Annotated in this window: 21 protein-coding genes; 2 read left to right on the forward strand and 19 right to left on the reverse strand. The window is 67.4% G+C overall.

From position 1 onward, the window contains the following. Positions 1–4: 4 nt before the first annotated feature. The 8 genes from BWR19_11960 to BWR19_11995 all read right to left on the reverse strand — a co-directional run bounded on the left by BWR19_11960 (position 5) and on the right by BWR19_11995 (position 6,269). A complete protein-coding gene (locus tag BWR19_11960; GenBank protein APX93590.1) occupies positions 5–802 on the reverse strand; it encodes an aminodeoxychorismate lyase in 798 nt (265 codons plus the stop codon). A gap of 9 nt (positions 803–811) precedes the next feature. Beyond that, entirely contained in the window at positions 812–2,050 is a 1,239-nt protein-coding gene (locus BWR19_11965) for a beta-ketoacyl-[acyl-carrier-protein] synthase II (GenBank protein APX93591.1), read from the reverse strand. A 234-nt stretch (positions 2,051–2,284) separates the two neighbouring features. Further along, entirely contained in the window at positions 2,285–2,518 is a 234-nt protein-coding gene (locus BWR19_11970) for an acyl carrier protein (GenBank protein APX93592.1), read from the reverse strand. Between the two features lie 140 nt (positions 2,519–2,658). Beyond that, positions 2,659–3,420: a 3-oxoacyl-ACP reductase gene (gene fabG / locus BWR19_11975; protein APX93593.1), complete on the reverse strand. Its 762-nt coding sequence runs from the start codon at positions 3,418–3,420 to the stop codon at positions 2,659–2,661. A 25-nt stretch (positions 3,421–3,445) separates the two neighbouring features. Further along, positions 3,446–4,402: a [acyl-carrier-protein] S-malonyltransferase gene (locus tag BWR19_11980; GenBank protein ID APX93594.1), complete on the reverse strand. Its 957-nt coding sequence runs from the start codon at positions 4,400–4,402 to the stop codon at positions 3,446–3,448. Between the two features lie 5 nt (positions 4,403–4,407). Beyond that, positions 4,408–5,508 carry a phosphate acyltransferase gene (locus tag BWR19_11985; protein APX93595.1) on the reverse strand — a complete coding sequence of 367 codons (1,101 nt, stop codon included), beginning with the start codon at positions 5,506–5,508 and terminating at the stop codon, positions 4,408–4,410. 30 nt (positions 5,509–5,538) lie between these two features. Continuing rightward, positions 5,539–5,709, reverse strand: a complete 171-nt coding sequence (locus BWR19_11990) for a 50S ribosomal protein L32 (GenBank protein APX93596.1) — start codon at positions 5,707–5,709, stop codon at positions 5,539–5,541. Between the two features lie 32 nt (positions 5,710–5,741). Then, complete coding sequence (locus tag BWR19_11995; protein APX93597.1) at positions 5,742–6,269, reverse strand: hypothetical protein; 528 nt, start codon at positions 6,267–6,269, stop codon at positions 5,742–5,744. A gap of 138 nt (positions 6,270–6,407) precedes the next feature. On the opposite strand from BWR19_11995, the gene BWR19_12000 reads away from it, so the two are divergent. Beyond that, a complete protein-coding gene (locus BWR19_12000) occupies positions 6,408–6,998 on the forward strand; it encodes a septum formation inhibitor Maf (GenBank protein APX93598.1) in 591 nt (196 codons plus the stop codon). Between the two features lie 158 nt (positions 6,999–7,156). On the opposite strand, the gene BWR19_12005 is transcribed toward BWR19_12000, so the two are convergent. From BWR19_12005 to BWR19_12015, 3 genes are read right to left on the reverse strand one after another with little or no spacing between them, the layout of a single operon-like run. Next, a complete protein-coding gene (locus BWR19_12005) occupies positions 7,157–8,254 on the reverse strand; it encodes a S49 family peptidase (GenBank protein APX93599.1) in 1,098 nt (365 codons plus the stop codon). Between the two features lie 42 nt (positions 8,255–8,296). Then, positions 8,297–8,947, reverse strand: coding sequence for an HAD family hydrolase (locus BWR19_12010; GenBank protein ID APX93600.1), 651 nt, complete (start codon positions 8,945–8,947; stop codon positions 8,297–8,299). Between the two features lie 41 nt (positions 8,948–8,988). After that, positions 8,989–9,948 carry a 23S rRNA pseudouridine(955/2504/2580) synthase gene (locus tag BWR19_12015; protein APX93601.1) on the reverse strand — a complete coding sequence of 320 codons (960 nt, stop codon included), beginning with the start codon at positions 9,946–9,948 and terminating at the stop codon, positions 8,989–8,991. A 625-nt stretch (positions 9,949–10,573) separates the two neighbouring features. On the opposite strand from BWR19_12015, the gene BWR19_12020 reads away from it, so the two are divergent. Beyond that, a complete protein-coding gene (locus tag BWR19_12020; GenBank protein ID APX93602.1) occupies positions 10,574–13,750 on the forward strand; it encodes a ribonuclease E in 3,177 nt (1,058 codons plus the stop codon). A gap of 107 nt (positions 13,751–13,857) precedes the next feature. Here BWR19_12020 and BWR19_12025 read toward each other — a convergent pair whose 3' ends face one another. From BWR19_12025 to BWR19_12060, 8 genes are read right to left on the reverse strand one after another with little or no spacing between them, the layout of a single operon-like run. After that, on the reverse strand, positions 13,858–14,859 hold the full coding sequence (locus tag BWR19_12025; protein ID APX95008.1) for a UDP-N-acetylenolpyruvoylglucosamine reductase: 1,002 nt from the start codon (positions 14,857–14,859) through the stop codon (positions 13,858–13,860). A gap of 14 nt (positions 14,860–14,873) precedes the next feature. Next, positions 14,874–15,350 (reverse strand): phosphotyrosine protein phosphatase, encoded by a 477-nt coding sequence (locus tag BWR19_12030; protein APX93603.1) that lies wholly within the window; start codon positions 15,348–15,350, stop codon positions 14,874–14,876. Between the two features lie 12 nt (positions 15,351–15,362). Then, the gene (locus BWR19_12035) at positions 15,363–16,130 is read right to left on the reverse strand and encodes a 3-deoxy-manno-octulosonate cytidylyltransferase (protein ID APX93604.1); all 768 of its coding nucleotides are present in this window, start codon (positions 16,128–16,130) and stop codon (positions 15,363–15,365) included. Beyond that, on the reverse strand, positions 16,127–16,342 hold the full coding sequence (locus BWR19_12040) for a hypothetical protein (GenBank protein APX93605.1): 216 nt from the start codon (positions 16,340–16,342) through the stop codon (positions 16,127–16,129). The genes BWR19_12035 and BWR19_12040 overlap by 4 nt, the downstream gene beginning before the upstream one ends. Continuing rightward, a complete protein-coding gene (locus tag BWR19_12045; GenBank protein APX93606.1) occupies positions 16,339–17,382 on the reverse strand; it encodes a tetraacyldisaccharide 4'-kinase in 1,044 nt (347 codons plus the stop codon). Before BWR19_12045 ends, BWR19_12040 begins: the two co-directional genes overlap by 4 nt. Then, positions 17,379–19,124 carry a lipid A export permease/ATP-binding protein MsbA gene (locus BWR19_12050; protein APX93607.1) on the reverse strand — a complete coding sequence of 582 codons (1,746 nt, stop codon included), beginning with the start codon at positions 19,122–19,124 and terminating at the stop codon, positions 17,379–17,381. The genes BWR19_12045 and BWR19_12050 overlap by 4 nt, the downstream gene beginning before the upstream one ends. Further along, positions 19,121–19,549, reverse strand: a complete 429-nt coding sequence (locus BWR19_12055) for a biopolymer transporter ExbD (protein ID APX93608.1) — start codon at positions 19,547–19,549, stop codon at positions 19,121–19,123. The genes BWR19_12050 and BWR19_12055 overlap by 4 nt, the downstream gene beginning before the upstream one ends. Then, positions 19,546–20,205 carry a biopolymer transporter ExbB gene (locus BWR19_12060; protein APX93609.1) on the reverse strand — a complete coding sequence of 220 codons (660 nt, stop codon included), beginning with the start codon at positions 20,203–20,205 and terminating at the stop codon, positions 19,546–19,548. The genes BWR19_12055 and BWR19_12060 overlap by 4 nt, the downstream gene beginning before the upstream one ends. Positions 20,206–20,213 lie beyond the last annotated feature (8 nt).

The raw sequence follows: 20,213 nt of genomic DNA on the forward strand, positions 1-20,213 counted from the left end.
CGTCTCAACGTGGCGACGGATAGCCCAACAGCGCATGCGCGGCATCCTGCAACAGGCGGTGACGCGCGTCCAGCGTCCAGCGGCGTAGGCACTCGCCTTGGGCGTCGTCCAGCCGTACCAGCGGCCACAGGCCCTGCAGCGAATTGCCCAGCCACACCGCCTCGGCATCGAGCAGTACCGCCGGGCCGGCCTCGACCTCGCTGATGGCCAGCTCCGCCAGCAGTGCCTCGCGCAGGGTCCCGGCCACACCGCAGTTCTCCAGCCGTGGGGTCTCGAGGCGACCGTGCCGCGACCAGAACAGGTTCATGCAGGTCGCCTCGACCAGCAGCCCGTGGCTGTCGCTGAGCAGGCCCTCGGCAATGGCGTCGTCCTGCCATTCGCTGCGCGCCAGCACATTCTCCAGGCGGTTGAGGTGCTTGATCCCGGCAAGTGCCGGCTGGCGCCCCAGGCGCAGCCGGCAGTGACGCACCCGTACGCCGTCACGCCAGCGCTCGGGCTGCGGGGTAAACGCACCAACCTGCCAGCGCAGTTGCGGTGACGCTTCGGCCGGCGGCCGGTAGCCGCGCCCGCCACTGCCGCGGGTGACGATCAGCTTGAGCACGGCGAGCCCGGCTGGCGCTTCGGCACAGCAGGCGCGCAGGCTATCGGCATCGGGCGCGGCGAACCCCAGCCGCTCGGCACCGCGCTGCAGCCGCGCCAGATGCTCGCGCCACAGCAGCGGCTGGCCGTCCCGTAGCAGCACGGTCTCGAATAGGCCATCGCCGTAGGCCAGTCCGCGATCGTCGAGCGGCAGCGTATCCACGCGGCCGCCTCAGACGCGGGTGAAGATCAGCGAGCCGTTGGTGCCGCCGAAGCCGAACGAGTTGGACAGCGTCACGTCGATCTTCATCTCCCGCGCCGTGTGCGGCACGTAGTCGAGATCGCAGCCCTCCTGGGGGGTGTCCAGATTGATGGTCGGGGGCGCCACCTGATCGCGGATCGCCAGCACGCTGAACACCGCCTCCACCGCCCCGGCGGCCCCCAGCAGATGGCCGATCATCGACTTGGTGGAGCTGACCGCCACCGATTCGGCGCCACTGCCCATGACCTTCCTGACCGCGCGGCTCTCGGCGAGATCGCCGGCGGGCGTGGAGGTGCCGTGGGCGTTGATGTAGTCGATGCTGGCGGCGTCGATGCCCGCATCGCGCACCGCATTCTGCATCGATAGCGCTGCCCCGCGGCCGTCTTCCGGCGGCGCGGTCATGTGGTAGGCGTCATCGCTCATGCCGAAGCCCTTGAGCTCGGCGTAGATGGTCGCCCCGCGCGCCTTGGCGTGCTCGTACTCTTCGAGCACCATCACGCCGGCACCGTCGGAGAGCACGAAGCCGTCGCGGTCGCGATCCCAGGGACGGCTGGCCGCCGCGGGATCGTCGTTGCGCGTCGACAGCGCACGCGCAGCCGAGAAGCCGCCCAGGCCGAGCGGCGTGGTGGCCATCTCGGCACCGCCGCAGATCATCACGTCGGCGTCGCCGTAGGCGATGGTGCGAGCGCTGTAGCCGATGTTGTGGGTGCCGGTGGTGCAGGCGGTGGTGATGGCGATATTGGGCCCGCGAAAGCCATGCTGGATCGCCAGGTTGCCGGAGATCATATTGATGATCGAACCCGGCACGAAGAACGGCGAGATGCGCCGCGCACCGCCCTTGTTGAGGGCGTTATGGTTGTGCTCGATCATCGGCAGCCCGCCGATCCCCGAACCGATTGCCACGCCGATGCGATCGGCGTTGTCCTCGGTGCACTCGAGGCCGGCATCGCTGATCGCCTGCGCTCCCGCAGCCACGCCATACTGGATGAACAGGTCCATCTTGCGCGCGTCCTTGGGGTTCAGGTAAGGACTGATATCGAAGTCCTTCACCGAGCCGCCGAAGCGCGTGTTGAAGCCGCTGACATCGAAATGCTCGATGGCGGCAATGCCGCTCTTGCCGGCCACAATATTCGCCCAACTCGCGTCGACGGTGTTACCCACCGGCGTTACCAGACCGAGCCCGGTCACCACGACCCTTTTCCGAGACATCAGCTCTCCTCCAAACACCCTTGATGGCACGGCCACGCCAAGCAGGCTGCGTGCCGTTTTGCGCGCATTATACCTGAACCTGAGCGACCTGTGGCCGTCACGAAACCATCCGCGTCAAACCGGCGGTCAGCGGGCGTCAGCGCCATACGAAAACGGGAGCCGTCCTGCTTGCAGGACGGCTCCCGTAACGGCCACTGGCCGCGATCCGGCAGCGTGAGACGCTGACGTCACACCTTACTGGTGAGCGTTGACGTAGTCGATCGCTTCCTGAACGGTGGTGATCTTCTCGGCTTCTTCGTCGGGAATCTCGGTATCGAATTCCTCTTCGAGCGCCATCACCAGCTCGACGGTATCCAGCGAATCGGCGCCGAGGTCTTCGGTGAAGGAGGAGGTGTTCTGGATGTCCTCTTCCTTGACGTTCAGGCGCTCGGCCACAACCTTCTTCACGCGCTCTTCGATAGTGCTCATTATGTGGTCACTCCAGTCGTTCAAAATAGCCGTTGAAAATCCAGCCGTTCGAAATCCGCTAGCCCAAAAAGCTGCGGGGTAGTGTATAGACCGCCTCCAGACGACGCAACATACGCGACGCGAGGGCAGTCCGCGCGCTTTCAGCGCATGTTCATGCCACCGTTCACGTGCAGCGTCTCACCGGTGATGTAGCCCGCCGTTTCACCGGTCAGGAAACCCACCGCAGCGGCGATTTCCTCCGGCTGGCCGAGCCGCGACAGCGGGATCTGGCCGAGCAGCATCTCATGCTGCGCTTCGGGCAGCGCCTCCGTCATGTCAGTGGCGATAAACCCCGGCGCCACGTTGTTGACGGTGATATTGCGCGACGCCACTTCCCGCGCCAAGGCCCGGGAGAAGCCCTCCATACCAGCCTTGGCCGCAGCATAGTTGCTCTGGCCGAGATTGCCCATGGTCGCCACCACCGAGCTGATGCTGACGATACGCCCGAAACGCACCTTGGTCATGCCGCGCAGACACGCCTTGCTGACGCGATAGACCGACTTGAGATTGGTGTCGAGCACCGAATCCCACTCGTCCTCTTTCATGCGCATCAGCAGATTGTCGCGGGTGATGCCGGCATTGTTGACGAGAATGGTCGGTGCGCCGAACTCCTCGCCAATGGCCTTGACCAGCGCATCGACGCTGGCCTGGTCGGTGACATCCAGGCAACGGCCGGCGCCCTGGATCCCCTGGGCCTTGAGATCGGCATCGATCTTCGCCGCACCGCTTTCGCTGGTCGCGGTGCCAATCACCACGCGACCCTGGCGGCCCAGCTCGTGGGCGATGGCGCGCCCGATACCGCGGCTGGCGCCGGTGACCAATGCAATTCTCGCTTCGCTCATAGCCTGTCCCGATTGAGTCATGATCCTGATCGACCGACGCCCGGCGTCAGCCCTGCTTGCCGGCCTCGTGGGCCAGTTCGAGCGCCGCGCTCAGGCTATCGGGGTCGTTGATCGCCAACCCCTTGCTGCCACGGGCGATGCGCTTATTGAGCCCCGTCAGCACCTTGCCCGGGCCGCACTCGATGAACACCTCGGCGCCCTGTGCCGCCATCGACTCGACGCAGGCGGTCCAGCGCACCGGCCGGTAGAGCTGCTCGATCAGCCGCGTGCGCAGGGTATCGACGTCGGCATGCGCCAGCGCATCGACATTCTGCACCACGGTGTAGCGCGGCGCGCGCAGTTCGATCGCGCCCATCGCCGCCTCGAGGCGCTCGGCGGCGGGTCGCATCAGCGCACAGTGCGACGGCACCGACACCGGCAGCGGCAGCGCTCGCTTGGCGCCGGCTTCCTGGCATGCGGCAATGGCACGCTCCACCGCCGCCGTCGCGCCGGCGATCACCACCTGACCGGGGGCATTATAGTTGACCGCCGAGACCACATCACCCTGAGCCGCCTGTTCGCAGGCCGCCTCAACGGCGCCATCGTCGAGCCCCAGGATCGCCGCCATGGCGCCCTCGCCCGCGGGCACCGCGGCCTGCATCGCCTCGCCGCGCAGCTTGACCAGTCGCACGCCTTCGGCAAAGGTCATCACCCCGGCGCACACCATGGCACTGTATTCGCCCAGGCTGTGCCCGGCCATCGCCGCCGGCCGCGGCCCCTCGAGCTCCTGCCACACGCGCCAGATCGCCACGCTCGACGTCAACAGCGCCGGCTGGGTACAGGCGGTGGCGTTGAGGTCCTCTTCGGGACCCTCCTGCACCACGTGCCAGAGATCGTAGCCCAGCGCGTCCGAGGCCTCCTCGAAGGTCGTGCGCACTACGCTATAGCGTTCCGCCAACTCGCGCATCATGCCCATGTGCTGGGAGCCTTGTCCCGGAAACATGAGGGCCAGGGATTGAGTCATGGCTATCACCTCTGGGGGTTGTCTGCGTCCATTCCACGGGGGTCGGCCCCGCTAACGCCTCGGCCGCACGCGACCGACGCGTTAGCACGCCGCCAGTGATCCAGTTCCCGCGCCAGGTGCTGTGGCAGCGCCTGATCGACCTCCTGCATGGCACGCCCCACCGCATAGCCGAACCCCGCCGCGTCGGCACCGCCGTGGCTCTTGACCACGATAGCGTTCAAGCCCAGCAGACTGGCGCCGTTATAGCGCACCGGGTCGAGCTCGCGCTTGAGGCGCCGCAGCGCCGGACGCGCCAGCAAACCGATCAGTCGACTGCTCCAGTGGGCATCGAAGGTCGCCTGCACGCGCTCCATCAACATCCGCGCCAGGCCCTCACTGGCCTTGAGCACGGCGTTGCCGACGAACCCGTCGCACACTACCACATCGACACGCCCCGAATAGATACCGTCACCTTCGATGAAGCCACGATAGTCCAGCCCGGGCACCTCGCGCAGCAGGGCGTCCGCCTCGCGCACGCTGGCACTGCCCTTTGTCCCCTCGACGCCGATATTGAGCAACGCGACGCGCGGCGCCTCAAGGCCATCCACGCGCCGCGCCATCACCGCCCCCATCAGCGCGAAGTCGACCAGCCGCGCCGCGGACGCCTCGACGTTGGCGCCCAGATCGAGCAGGTAGCAGCGGCCGCCCTCACGGGTCGGCACCGCGGTGCTGATCGCCGGCCGCGGAATGCCTGCCACGGTACCCAAGGCGCGCCGCGCCAGGGCCATCAGCGCACCGGTATTGCCGGCACTGACGCCGGCGTCGGCATCGCCCTTGACCAGGCTGTCGAGCATCATGGCCAGGCTGCTGTCGCGCGGCGCGCGTAGCGCCTGCGAGGGCTTCATGGCCTGATCGATCACCCGCGGTGCATCGCACAGCGTCAAACGCTCGGCGGCAGCACGCAGATCAGCAGGCAAGGCGTCCACCTCAGCCGCCAATAGCGCCCGAGGACCGAACAGACTGGCAGAGAGTCGTGACTGCGAAAGCAGCGCACGCGCAGCCCCCTGGACGGTGGCGCGGGGACCGAGGTCCCCGCCCATCGCATCGATGGCGACGCGCATGATCAGCGGGCGATGACCGCCAGGATGAACGTCGACTTAAACGTCGACGACCTTGCGGCCACGGTAGAAGCCGTCCGGGGAGACGTGGTGGCGCAGGTGGGTAGTGCCGGTTTCCTTGTCCTGGGACAGGGTCGGCGCGCTCAGCGCATCGTGGCTACGACGCATGCCGCGCTTGGAACGGGTCTTGCGATTCTGTTGAACTGCCATGAGAGATCACTCCAGAGTGTATCGATGATGAATCAGGATTTGTCTTTCAAGGTACGCAGCACCTCGAAAGGACTGACGGTGGACGCCTCTTCGACATCGGGCGCCTCACCGCTGGTCAGCTGGTCGCGCGAGACGCGACACTGCGCCTCGTCGTGGTAAATCACCTGCGGCAGGCTGAGGAGCAACTCGTCCTCGAGCACGCTGAGGAGATTCAGCTGTTCGTTTTCCACCAGCACCGGTTCATGAGTGCTAGGCAGCTCGGCCGCCAACGCATCGCTACTGACCATGCCCAGCAGGAACTGGCTCTCGACGCGCTGCGCCATCGGCGTCAGGCAGCGCCGGCACGGCAGTTCCAACTCGGCGCTAAGCCAGCCGTCGATGACGCGACGCCCCTGGGCATCGATGGCGAAGTCCAGGCGCACTTGGACATCGCCGGACTGTTCGCCGGCTTCGGCAGCAAGGCGCGCGAAACCCGCGAGCGGCACCAGCCCCTCGAGACGTTCGCTATTGGCAGCGAGCCGATAGGGCTCGACCTGCAGAGGAAGTCGTGTGGTCAACATAGGCGCGCAATGATAGGCACTCCCCCCGCCCCTGTCAAAGCCCCGATGCACGGCATCTCGCAGTGCTGTACAAGCCAGCGCGGCGCGGGGCAGACTGGCGCTCTATCGCGCTGCCGACCTGTCTCTAAGGAGAACTCCATGCCGGACCTGGTCCTTGCTTCCAGCTCGCGCTGGCGACGCCAACTGCTCGAACGCCTGGGCCTGCCGTTCGACTGTGCCAGCCCCGACATCGATGAAACCCCGCGCCCCGGGGAGACCCCCCAGGCACTGGTGCATCGCCTGGCGCTGTCCAAGGCCAGTCGCCTGGCAGAGGCATACCCGGCCCATCTGATCATCGGCTCGGATCAGGTGGCCGTGTTCGACGGCGAGATCCTCGGCAAGCCCGGCGACGAGGCCACCGCCCGCGCCAACCTGGCACGCTTCTCCGGACAGCGGGTGCACTTCATCACCGGGCTGGCGCTGCTCGACAGCGCCCACGGCCGCCACCAGGTGTCCCACGCCACCTACGACGTGGTGTTTCGCCGGCTCAGCGAAGCCGAAATCGCCCACTATGTGGCCCGCGAGCAGCCCCTCGACAGCGCCGGCAGCTTTCGCATGGAGGGGCTCGGCATCAGCCTGTTCGAGAAGCTCGAGGGCGACGACCCCAATACGCTGATCGGCCTGCCGCTGATCCGGCTGTGCGCGATGCTGCGCGAGGCGGGCATGGACCCACTAGCGCCTAGCGCCTAGCGCCTAGCGCCTAGCGCCTAGCGCCTAGCGCCTAGCGCCTAGCGCCGCAGAGCGTCGCCTTTTGCCATCTCGACGTCAAAAGAACATCTCTGCGGATAATGCCCGGCACACACCCCGCACCAGAGAGCTTGGCGCTCGGCGCTTGCAGCTCGGCGCTATCAAGGCAACTGATAGCGCAGCGGCGAGTGCGAGCTGGGCAGCCCCATCCACTCCGCGGCGACCCGCCCGAAGTGGCGCGAGAAGCGCTCGAAGGGATCGAGGCGCGGGGTGTAGTCGCGCAGCCGCGGCTCGTCGAGCAGCTCGCGGGCCAGGCCGTCGAGGCTCTGTATCTCATCGACCAGCCCCAAACCCAAGGCTTGTTCACCGCTCCATATCAGCCCCGAGAAGATCTCCTCGTCGTCGGCCAGCCGGTCGCCGCGCCCGGCGCGCACCGCGTCGACGAACTGGCGATGGGTGGTCTCCAGCACGTCCTGCCAGAATAGCCGCTGGCTCGGGTCGATCTCCGAGAAGGGGTCGAGGAACGCCTTGTTGTCGCCGGCGGTAAACACGCGCCGCTCGACGCCCAGCCGGTCAATGGCCTCTTCAAGACCGAAGCTGGCCGACACCACGCCGATGGAGCCGACCAGGCTCGACGGCGCCACCAGGATCTCGTCTGCGGCGGCGGCAATATAGTAGGCGCCGCTGGCGCCGACATCCTCGACCACCGCGTAGATCGGTTTGTCGCCCTCGTCGCGCAGCCGCATGATCTCGTCGTAGATACGCTGCGACTGCACCGGACTACCGCCGGGGCTGTTGATATGCAGCACCACCGCCGCCGCGCTGTCGCTCTCCCAGGCGCGCTTGAGCCCCTCGATGACGCGCTCGGCGTTGGCCGGCGATTCGCTGTCGATCACGCCCTTGACCTCGACGACCCCCAGATGACGCTCGCCCGGCGGCACCTCGCGCACAGGCCAGAAAAGCCCATACAGCGAGGCAGACAGCGAGGCCAGGATCAGCGCGGCAAAGAAGAAACGGAAGAACAGCTTCCAGCGCCGCGTACGGCGCTGCTCGGTCAGCACGCCACCCACCCAGCGATCCATCATCTCGATCTGCGCCAGGCGCTGCCGCTCGCGCAGCGTCTCGGCATCATCGCCCGGCGCGGCAGCAGGCTCGCCAGACTGCCCGGCGAGCGCGTCACGCCGCTGCTCGGCGCTCAGCTCAGGGCCCTGGGTCCACTTGTCCTGGGCGGGGGGATCGTCTCGCTTGTCGTCACTCATCGGCGGTCCTGCTCGTGTAGTGGGTGAATCATGACGGGCGGCTCAGGCGTGCAGCCAGTCGATCAACTCGGGGAAGGCATGGGCGGTAAAGCTTGGCTGGCAGGCGACCAGCCGCCGGGGCTCGTGAACGCCATAGGTCACGGCGATACGATCCATGCCCAGCGCGCGGGCCATCTCGAGATCATATTCGGTATCACCGACCATTACCGCATCCCCGACATCGACGCCGGTCTCGGCCAGGAGTTCCTCGAGCATCTGCGGGTGTGGCTTGGAGCGCGTCTCGTCGGCGGTGCGGCTGGCATCGAACCAGGCGCCGCTGCCGTTGGCGGCAAACACCCGATCGAGGCCGCGGCGACTCTTGCCGGTGGCCACCGCCAGACGCGTGTCGCGCCCTCCGCGCAGCCGTGCGATGCCCTGCTCGACGCCGGGAAAGAACTGCAGCGGCGTCTGGTCGGCGGCGCGAAAACGTCGCGCATAGTGCTGACGCAGTGTCTCGGCGCGCGCGGCGCTGATCCCCGGACACAGCTTGTCAATCGCTTCGGGCAGGCCCAGGCCGATGATGTCGCGCACCGCGGCACGGCTCAGTTCGGCGAGGCCGGTATCGCGGGCTGCGGCCTGCATGCAGTCGACGATGCGCGCCTCCGAATCCATCAGGGTGCCATCCCAGTCGAAGATGATCAGTCGATAGCGCATCGGCGCTCCTGTGTCGCAATAGAAATAGATGTAGACGCCCGTCAGCGTGCCTTACGGGCGCGAACCAGCACCGCCTCGAGCTCGTCGCCCAGCGGCGCCTTGATATGCACCGGTCGGCCGCTGGTGGGCTCGGGAAAGGTCAGTGCCGCGGCGTGCAGGAACAGCCGCGACAGCCCCAGCCGGCCGGCCAGATGCTGACCCTCGCGGGAGCCGTACTTGTCGTCACCGAGCAGCGGATGGCCGGCATGCGCGGCATGTACGCGGATCTGGTGAGTCCGCCCGGTCACCGGCTCGGCCTCGATCAGGGTGGTGCCGGCGAAGGCTTCGCGCACCGCGAAGCGCGTCCGCGACACCTTGCCCTCGGGGTCGACACGCACCCGGCGCTCGCCGTTACCGGCCTCGAAGCGGTCGAGCCGGGCACTCACGTAGTCGCGCCGCGCCGGCCAGCGACCGGCCACCAGGGCCAGATACTGCTTGTCCATCTGGCGCTGCTTCAAGGCATTGTTGAGCGCCACCAGCGCCGGGCGCGACTTGGCCAGCAGCAGGCAGCCGGAGGTGTCGCGATCGAGGCGATGCACCAGCTCGAGGAAGTCGAGATCGTCGCGCACCTGGCGCAGCGCCTCGATCAAGCCGATCTTGACCCCGCTGCCGCCGTGCACCGCCAGTCCCGAGGGCTTGTTGATCACCAGCCAGTCGGGGCCCTCGACCAGTACGCTACCGGCCAGCAGGTTGCGCAGGTTGTCGCTGACCTCACGGGTCGCCTCTTCAGGCGCTAGCCGCAGCGGCGGGATACGCACCAGATCGCCATCGACCAGGCGGTAGTCGACCTTGACGCGCTTCTTGTTGACGCGCACCTCGCCCTTGCGCACGATCCGATAGATCAGAGCCTTGGGTGCGCCCTTCAGGCGGGTACGCAGGAAATTATCGATGCGCTGCCCGGCCTGCGCCTGGGTCACCTCGACCCACTGTACCGCCCTGCCTACTTCTTGCCCGTCGGCCATGCCCACCTCGACTTGCCATGATGCTCGAAGGCGGCATTCTACCCCAGGAGCTGCCGCGGTGCGCCAATTGCTGCCCCAGGGCATAGCTGGTATATTTCAACCTCGCTCAAATGGGCAACCAGCGCCCGGACGATGCGCCTGCACGACAAACACGCAGGCCAGAGCGACGATCAAGGCCGCAGTCATGCTGGCAACGCCGCATGCCCTGCCGCCGGCAGTAACCAGCAGTAGATTACCGAGCAGTTGATAACAGCTTTTGAACGCCACGCCCGACCCTGGACTCCTCCCGCCCCTCTCGGCGCGAGCAGTACCGGCCAAGGGAATACCTAACAGCGTGCCGGGGGCCGGCGTTGGCGAATCGATGAATGCCAGGTGTCTGGCGGATGACCGCAGGGCCGGATGGGCGAGGCGCCCACCGAAACATGTCCTGCCTCCGCCGCGTACTCAACATGATCATGCCGAGGCAGGCGCCACCCGCCCCTGCCCTGGCCGGGCGCAACCGCATCCGCGACATGCGCTGAGCACAAGCACGCAGCACCCAGAGGTTCGCCTTCGTCGACGCTCTGGAGCCCCTTCGTTGGGGCTCCCTGGCCGCCATCCGGCGCGCCTTGAATAGCGAGACAACATGAAACGGATGCTCATCAACGCGACACAGCCTGAAGAGCTGCGTGTCGCCCTCGTCGATGGACAGCGCCTGTACGACCTGGATATCGAATCCGGCGCACGGGAGCAGAAAAAAGCCAATATCTACCGCGGCAAGATCACCCGGGTAGAACCCTCCCTGGAAGCCGCCTTCGTCGACTTTGGCGCCGACCGCCACGGCTTCCTGCCGCTCAAGGAGATCTCCCGCGAGTACTTCGTCAAGGAGCCCTCCGGCCGTCCCAACATCAAGGAAGTGCTCAAGGAAGGCCAGGAAGTCATCGTCCAGGTCGACAAGGAGGAGCGCGGTAACAAGGGTGCCGCCCTGACCACCTTCATCAGCCTGGCCGGCCGTTTCCTGGTATTGATGCCCAACAACCCCCGCGCCGGCGGCATCTCGCGCCGCATTGAGGGTGACGAGCGCGCCCAGCTCAAGGACGCCATGGGTCAGCTGACCCTGCCCGACAAGATGGGCGTGATCGTGCGCACCGCCGGCATCGGCCGCTCCACCGAAGAGCTGCAGTGGGACCTCGACTACCTGGTACAGGTGTGGGAATCGATCACCGAAGAGGCCGGCAAGCGCCCTGCGCCCTTCCTGATCTACCGCGAGTCCAACGTCATCATCCGCGCCATGCGCGACTACCTGCGCCAGGACATCGGCGAGGTGCTGATCGATAGCCCCGAGGTGCACGAGGAAGCGCTGGCCTTCATTCGCCAGGTGATGCCCTCCTACCAGCAGAAGATCAAGCTCTACGCCGACGAGGTGCCGCTGTTCTCGCGCTTCCAGATCGAGTCGCAGATCGAGACCGCCTACCAGCGTGAAGTCAAGCTGCCCTCCGGCGGCTCCATCGTCATCGACCATACCGAGGCACTGGTCTCCATCGATATCAACTCGGCCCGCGCCACCCGCGGCAGCGACATCGAAGAGACCGCGCTGCAGACCAATTCCGAGGCCGCCGACGAGATCGCCCGTCAGTTGCGCCTGCGCGATATCGGCGGCCTGGTGGTGATCGACTTCATCGACATGAGCCCAGCGCGCAACCAGCGCGAAGTCGAGAACCGCATGCGCGACGCCCTCAAGCTCGACCGCGCCCGCGTGCAGATCGGCCGCATCTCGCGCTTCGGCCTGATGGAGATGTCACGCCAGCGCCTACGTCCCTCGCTGGGCGAGACCAGCGGCGTGGTCTGTCCGCGCTGCGACGGCCAGGGCACCATCCGCGACGTGCGTTCGATGTCGCTGTCGATCATGCGCCTGATCGAAGAGGAGGCGATGAAGGAGCGCAGCGCCCAGATCCGCGCCATCCTGCCGGTGCCGGTGGCCACCTACCTGCTCAACGAGAAGCGCAGCGTGCTGGCCGAGATCGAACGCCGCCAGGGCGTCCAGGTGGTGCTGCTGCCAAGCCCCGAGATGGACACCCCGCACTACGACGTGCAGCGCCTGCGCGACGACCATATCAGCGACGAGGACGCCGACAAGTCGAGCTTCGAGCTGTCCACCGATACCGAGATCGGCCAGGAGCCGGACCTCAGCGACAGCAAACCGATACAGCGTGCCGAAGCGGCGGTCAAAAGCGTGGTGCATAACGCCCCGGCACCGGCCTCCCTGCAGCAAGATGATGCCCCGGCCCCCCAGCCCGAGGCGGCCCCCGCGGTCCAGCAGCCGGCGACACCGGCGGCAGCCAACGACGGCGTATTCTCACGGCTGGTCAAGGGCCTCAGCAAACTGCTCGGCAGCGACGAGGCGCAGCCGCGCCAGCAGCCCTCTCAGAAAACCGCCAGCGACGCTCGCCAGTCACGCCCCCAGCAGCGCAGCGATGCCGGCAGCAGCGAAGGTCGCCAGGAGCGCGGCGGACGCGGTGGACGCAGCAACAATCGTCGCGGCGGCGGCCGCAACGATGCTCGCCAGGACAGCGGTCGTAGCGACGCCCGCCAGGAGAGTGGCCGTCAGCAGGCCGAGTCGCGCCAGCCGCGCAGCGACGCCAAGCCCGAGCGCACCGGCGACAACCGCCAGAGCGACGATAACCGCACCCCCCGCGGTCGTGGCCGTGGTCGTCAGCAGGACGATGAGCGCCGCAGCGCCAACCGCTCAGGCGAGACCCGTGGCAATCGCGAAGCGAGCAAGCCCCAGACCGCCGACGAGGCCCCGAACAAGGCCCAGGAGGCGCCCAAGGACGACGGCAAGCCCAAGCGTACGCGCAACAACCCGCGCAACCGCACTCGCAAGCACGCGGTGAACCCGCAGGCCGAGGCCGAGCAGCAGCGCCTGCAGGCACAGGCCCAGGAAACGCCTGACGCCAAGCCGCAAGCCGCACCCGAGCCCAACGCCAAGCAGCCCGAAGCGCCCAAGGCCGAGCAAGCCAAGACCGACGCCAAGCCCGTCGAGGATCAGCCCAAGGCAGAGGCGCCCAAGGCCGAGCAAGCCAAGGCAGACGCCAAGCCCGCCGCCGAGCAGCCCAAGGCAGAGGCGCCCAAGGCCGAGCAAGCCAAGGCAGACGCCAAGCCCGCCGCCGAGCAGCCCAAGGCGGAGGCAGCCAAGGTAGATGCCAAGTCTGCCGCCGAGCAGCCCAAGGCAGACGCGCCCAAGGCCGAAGAAGCCAAGGCCGAGCAAGCCAAGGCCGACGCCAAGCCTGGCGCTGAAAAGCCCAAGGCCGAGGCAGCCAAGGCCGACGCCGAGCAGCCCAAGGGAGAGGCGGCCAAGGCCGACGCCAAGCCCGCCGCCGAGCAGCCCAAGGAAGAGGCGCCCAAGGCCGACGCCAAGCCCGCTGCCGAGCAGCCCAAAGTCGAGGCACCCAAGGCCGAGCAAGCCAAGGCCGACGCCAAGCCTGGCGCTGAAAAGCCCAAGGCAGACGCGCCCAAGGCAGATGCCAAGGCAGACGCCGAGCCGCCCAAGGCAGACGCGCCCAAGGCCGAGCAAGCCAAGGCCAACGCCAAGCCCGCCGCCGAGCCGCCCAAGGCAGACGCGCCCAAGGCAGACGCGCCCAAGGCCGAGCAAGCCAAGGCAGATGCCAAGCCTGGCGCTGAAAAGCCCAAGGCCGAGCAAGCCAAGGGCGAGGAAAGCAAGGCCGACGCTGCGGCGCGCCGCCGCCGGCGCCGTGCCCATAATGACCCGCGCGAGATCCGCCGCCGCGAGCAGCAGGCCAAGGCCGACGACGGCCAAGCGTGATGCGCGAGGGCGCCGAAACGTATCGGCGCCCTCACGCTACAACCGACCCAACGACAACGCCCGCAGGCACTGCCTGCGGGCGTTTTCGTTAATGGCCTGGCGTTGACTCAGTGCGCAAGGCGTGGCTCTCGCACCAGCGTTACGCCGAAACGTGCCTCGACCGCGGCGGCAATCTCGGCGGCGAATGTCAGCAGCCCCTCGGCATCCCCGCCGCCGTGGTGAACCAGCACCAGCGCCTGGCGCTCATGCACGCCGAACGCCCCACGCCGAAGCCCCTTGAGCCCGCAGCGGTCGATCAGCCAGCCCGCGGCCAGCTTGACCCGCCCGTCGGACTGTTCGAAGTGTGGCATGTCGGGACAATCGGCCAGCAGCTGCCGCGCCTGCTCGGCGCTTACCAGCGGGTTCTTGAAGAAACTCCCCGCGTTGCCGAGCTGAGCCGGGTCGGGCAACTTCTCACGACGGATGGCGGCGACCGCCTCGGCGACCTCGAGCGGCGTCGGTGCGGCGCCCACCCGCGACGCCAGGTCGCCGTAGGCTAACCGCGGCCGAGGGCTTTCGCTCAGCGTCAAGGTCAGGGCCGTGATCACCACGCGCCCTTCCAGCTCCCCCTTGAAGATGCTGTCACGATAGCCGAAGTGGCACGCGGAAGCGGGCAGCGTCTGCTGACGCCCCGAGGCCAGATGCAGCAGCTCGACGCTTTCCAGCACCTCGGCCAGCTCCACGCCATAGGCGCCGATGTTCTGGATCGGCGCCGCGCCGCAGTGACCGGGAATCAGCGCCAGGTTCTCGATCCCCCACCAGCCACGCGTGACGCTCTCCATGACCAGCGTGTGCCAATTCATGCCAGCATCGACGCGCAGCCTGATGCGCCCGTCAGCGTCGCGTTGATAGCGCCATCCGGCGAAAGTCGGCTGCACCACCAGGCCCGCCAGACGCCGCGGCAGGATCAGGTTGCTCCCCCCACCCAGCACGGTCAGCGGCCAGGCCTTCCGGCGCGCAGTCTCCAGCGCGGCAGCCAGCGTCGCAGGCGTCTCGGCGGCGATGAAGCGTTCGGCGACGCAGGGCAGCCCCAGCGTGTTGTCCCGCTGCAGGTCATGCTCGAGATGCAGGCCCGGGCCGATGCTCACCGCCGCTGTTCCAGGCGCTGCTGCAGGTGGTCAATCAGGCCATCGGCGGCGCGTTCCACCAGATCGAGCACCTCATCGAAGCCCTGCTCGCCACCGTAGTAGGGATCGGGCACGGCGCGACCGGGCTCGCCGGCGAAGTCGAGCAGCAGCCCGACATGCGCGGTGCAGTCGTCGGGCCGCATCGCCTCGAGGCTGGCCAAGTTGTCATCGTCCATGGCCAGCAGGTAGTCGAAGCGGGAAAAATCTGCCGCCTCGAGCTGACGGGCGCGCAGTTGACTAAGCTCGACGCCGCGCTGCCTGGCCGCCGCCTGCGCCCGGGCATCCGGCGCCTTGCCAACGTGCCAGCCGCCGGTGCCGCAGGAGTCCACCTCGACGGCCTCGCTCAGGCCGGACTCGGCCAGGCGACGACGGAAGACACCCTCGGCAGTGGGGGAACGGCAGATATTACCCAGACAAACGAACAGAATCCGCATGCAGTCTCCTCATCAAGTTTGCTGCTCGGCCAGCCACTGCCGCACCCGGGCGAGGTCCTCGGCAGTGTCGACACCGGCCGGATGGTGATCACAGGCCAGCGCCACCTGAATGCGATGACCGTGCTGCAGGGCGCGCAGCTGCTCGAGCTGCTCGAGCTGTTCGAGGGGCGCCGGCGCCCACTGGCGATAGGCATTCAAGAAGCCGACCCGATAGGCGTACAGGCCGATATGGCGCAACCAGCTGTCGCTCTCGAGCAGCGCCGGGCGGGTGGCGAAGGCGGCTCTATCCCAAGGCACCGGCGCCCGAGAGAAGTACAGCGCCCGCCCCTGAAAATCGCGCACCACCTTGACCACGTTGGGATTGAAGAGCATCTCGACGTCGCTGATCGGTTCGGCCAGGGTAGCGATGGAGGCGTCGTCGTCGGCGGCCAGGCGCGCCGCCACCTGGTCGATCAGCGACGCCGGCAGCAGCGGCTCGTCGCCCTGCACGTTGACCACGATCGCCGCGTCATCGAGGCCGAGCCGCTCGGCCACTTCAGCCAGCCGATCGGTACCCGAGGGGTGATCGTCGCGGGTCATCAGCGCGTCGCCGCCCACCGCCTCGACCGCCGCAGCGATACGCCTATCATCGGTGGCCACCACGACCCTCGCCGCCGCGCTGGCCAGCGCCTGTCGCCATACCCGCACCACCATCGGCTCGCCGCCGATATCCAGCAGCGGCTTGCCGGGCAGGCGCGATGACGCGTAGCGCGCCGGCACCACCACCACGAAGTCGCTCATGCCGAATCGCCCATCGACGGCCCCTTGCCGAGCTTCTCGTCGGTGTCCATGACCCGCGCCTCCTCCTCCAGCATCACCGGGATACCGTCGCGGATCGGGAAGGCCAGGCCGTCGAAGTGGCATTTGACTTCGTTGGCGTCACGATCGTACTTGAGCTTGCCCTGGCACAGTGGGCAGACCAGCATGGCCAGCAGTTGCTTGTCTAATGTCATGAGATTGGCCCCTTGGCACGCTTGCAGTGATGGGAAGTCCCGGCGAGGTCGGCAAGACGCGTCTCCAGCCAGGCGATAAAGGCGGCGTCCGGCTCAGCCTCGACCTCCAACGCCCAGTGGCGCGGGTCGTGCATGGCGCGGCACTTGACCGCGTCCTTGGCGGTCATCACCACCGGACGCGCATCATCGAACGCCAGCTCGGCGGCGCGATAGTGATGATGGTCGGCGAAGGCGTGGTGCTCCACCTCGAGCCCCAGCGCCGCCAGGCTGGCAAAGAAGCGCTCGGGGTGACCGATACCCGCCACGCCGTGCACCGACGCCTCGAAGGGCAGCGGACGCAGCGCATGACGCTCGCCGCTGGCCAGATGATGCCAGCGTTGCGGCGTCAGCTGCATGCGATACCCGGATGGCGTGGTCGGCGAGTCGTGCTCGCCGTTGATCAGCACGGCATCCACCCGCGCCAGGCGTTCGACGGGCTCGCGCAGCGGCCCGGCAGGCAAGCAGCGGCCATTGCCCAGCCCGCGTCGTGCATCGACCACCACCAGCTCGAGATCGCGTCCCAGCGCCAGATGTTGCAGCCCATCGTCACTGAGGACAATGTCACAGCCGGCATCGATCAGCGCCCGGGCACCGCGCGGTCGATCGGGGTCGACCACCACCGGCACGCCGCTCTGCTCGGCGAGCATCAATGGCTCGTCACCGCAGGCGTCGGCCGACGTTGCGGGGGTGACACGCAGCGGGTAGTCCGCGCTGTGGCCAGCGTAGCCGCGGGACACGATGCCGGGCCGCCAGCCTCGCGCCTCGAGCCAGCCGACCAGCCAGGCGGCGAGCGGCGACTTGCCGGTGCCGCCGAGGGTAATATTGCCGATCACGATGACCGGTACCGGCGCCTGCCATACCGCCTTGCGTCCGGTGGCATAGTCGCGCGCGCGGCGCTCGACCGCCCAGCGATACAGTGCCTCCAGCGGCCGCAGCAGCCTGAGCCAGGCATCGCCGCGGTAGGCGGCGCCCAGCCAGCGCTCGCCGAGACGCAGGCTCATGGCAGCGCCGACTCCTGAAACTGCAGTCGATGCAGCGCCGCATAGGCACCGTCCCGCGCCAGCAGTTCGCGATGGCTACCCTGCTCGACCACTTGGCCCTGCTCCATGACCAGGATGCGATCGGCGCGCTCGATGGTCGACAGGCGGTGGGCAATGACGAAGGTGGTGCGCCCCCGGCAGACCGTTTCCAGCGCTCGTTGTATGTAGCGCTCCGACTCGCTGTCGAGTGCCGAGGTGGCCTCGTCGAGGATCAACAGCGGCGCATCCTTGAAGATGGCGCGGGCGATCGCCAGCCGCTGGCGCTGCCCGCCGGAGAGCATCACGCCGTTATCGCCGATCACCGTGGCATAGCCGTTGGGCAACTGGGCGATGAACTCATGGGCATAGGCGGCTCGCGCCGCGGCCTCGATGGCAGCGGGATCGGCATCCGGCATGCCGTAGGCGATGTTGGCCGCCACCGAGGCATTGAACAGCGTGACCTGCTGGGACACGATGGCGATCTGGCGACGCAGCGGTGACAGCTGATACTGCTCCACCGCGATGCCGTCGATCAGCACCTCCCCTTCGCTGGGCCGATAGAAGCGCGGCAGCAGACTGACCAGGGTCGACTTGCCGCTGCCCGAGCGCCCGACGATGGCGATCATTTCCCCCGCCTTGACCTCGAGATCGATGCCCTTGATGACCTCGGGCTGATCATCGGCGTAGCGGAAATGCACATTGCGCAGCGTGACATCACCCACCAGGCGCTGGGGCAGGCGCTCGCCACTGTCCTCTTCGGCAGGCTCGTCGAGCAGTTGGAAAAGTTCACCGGAGGCAGCGATGCCCTTCTGGATCTCGCTGTTGATCTCGGTCAGCTGGCGTACCGGCTTGGCCATCAGCGAGGCCGCGGTGATGAAGGCCACGAACTCGCCGGCGGTCATGTCGTCGAGCAGCGCCGGTGACATCGCCAGCCACACCAGCAGCGCCAGCGACAGCGCGATCAGCAGCTGGATCACCGGGGTGCTGATCGCCTTGGTCAGCGCCTCTTTCATGCTCTGCTGGCGGTTGTATTCGCTGGCCTCGGCGAAGCGCGCCTTCTCGAAGGTCTCGGCGCCGTGGGTACGCACCACGCGATAGCCGGACAGTGCCTCCGAGGCCACGTGGGTGACATCGCCCATGGAGTGCTGGATACGTTGCGAAATGCGCCGGAAGCGCTTGCTGGCGTAGTTGACCACGCCGCCAATCACCGGCGTTACCGCCAGAAACAGCAGCGTCAGCATCCAGTTGGTCCACATCAGATAGCTGATCAGCCCCACCACGAACAGCCCTTCCCTGAGCAGAATGGTGATGGCATTGGTGGCCGCGCCGGTGACCTGTTCGACGTGATAGGTGACCCGCGAGATCAGGTGGCCGCTGGAGTGAGAATCGAAAAAACGCCCCGGCAGATGCAGCATATGATTGAACACGTTGCAGCGCAGCGCATGGACCACGTTACGGGCGACATTGCTCATGAAATAGGTGCCGAGGAAGGTCCCCACCCCGCGCGCGGCGAACATCCCCACCACGAACAGCGGCAGGAACAGCCGGAAGGCGGCATCGGGATTCTGGATGCCATCGATCAGGCGCTTCATCATCTCGGCAAGCGCAGTGCTCGAGGCGGCGTAGATGGCGTAGCCGACCACCGCCACGGCGAACGACTTCCAGTGCGGTTTGACGTAGCCCAGCAGCTGTTTGTAGAGGGTCCAGCCGGATTGTTGCGTCACGGTGTCTCCACGGGTGTCGATGAGTCATGGTCGTCGCGGGTGGCGATACGAATCTGCTGAATGCCCTGCGCACCGGCGCGGTCGAGCGCCGTGACCACGGCGCCATGGCTGCTGTGCCGGTCTGCCTCGACGATCAGCCCATGCTGGCGGGCCGCCTCGGCGACCTCGGCCAGCGCCACCGCCAGTCCACTGGCGTCGAGCCGTCGCTCGCCGAGGCGATACTCCCCCTCCCGGGTGACCACCAGGGTGACCGGCGAGGCCTCCAGCGGCGCGCCGCTGTCACTGTGGGGCAGCTCCAGCTCCAGTGCCTGACGGGTCTCGAAGGTGGTCGAGACCATGAAGAAGATCAGCAGCAGGAATACCACGTCGATCAAGGGGGTCAGGTTGACCTCCACCGGCGCACGACGGTGACGCACGAACTTCATGATGCTGCCCCGGAGGCCTCGGCGGCGGGCTGTTCGGCCAGCGCGATGGCGCCCTGATGGTGTGCCAGGAATTCCACCAGCAGCCCGGCCTGCTCCTCCATGCGCACGGTGATGTCCTCGACCCGGCGCTGGAAATAGCGATGGAACATCAGCGCAGGAATCGCCACCGTCAGCCCTGCCGCCGTGGTCACCAGCGCCTGGGAGATACCGCCGGCCAGGTCGGCGCTGCGCTCCGCACCGCCGGCGCTGACGATCACCGCGAACACCTCGATCATCCCCAGCACCGTGCCCAGCAGCCCGATCAGTGGGGTAATCGCCGCGATGGTGCCCAGCGGGCTGAGAAAGCGTTCCATGTCATGGATCACCGCCGTTGCCGCTTCCTGGAGCCGCCCGCGCACCTGCTCATGGCCCAGCCGCGCATTGCGCAGCCCGGCGGCCAGCACCCCACCCAGCGGCGAGTGGCTCTCCAACCAGTAGAGATTGACGGGCCCCTGGCGAATCAGGGTACACACCTCCTGGCCGAGCCCCAGCGGCGCGATACGCCGCGCGCGCAGGGTCCACAGCCGCTCGATGACGATCACCGTTGCCACCAGCGAACAGCCGAGCAGCGGCAGCATCAGCCAGCCACCGGCGACCAGGGCGTCGAGCAGATCCATAGCGGCAC

It is taken from the genome of Halomonas sp. 1513, from assembly GCA_001971685.1.
Classification (GTDB): Bacteria; Pseudomonadota; Gammaproteobacteria; order Pseudomonadales; family Halomonadaceae; genus Franzmannia.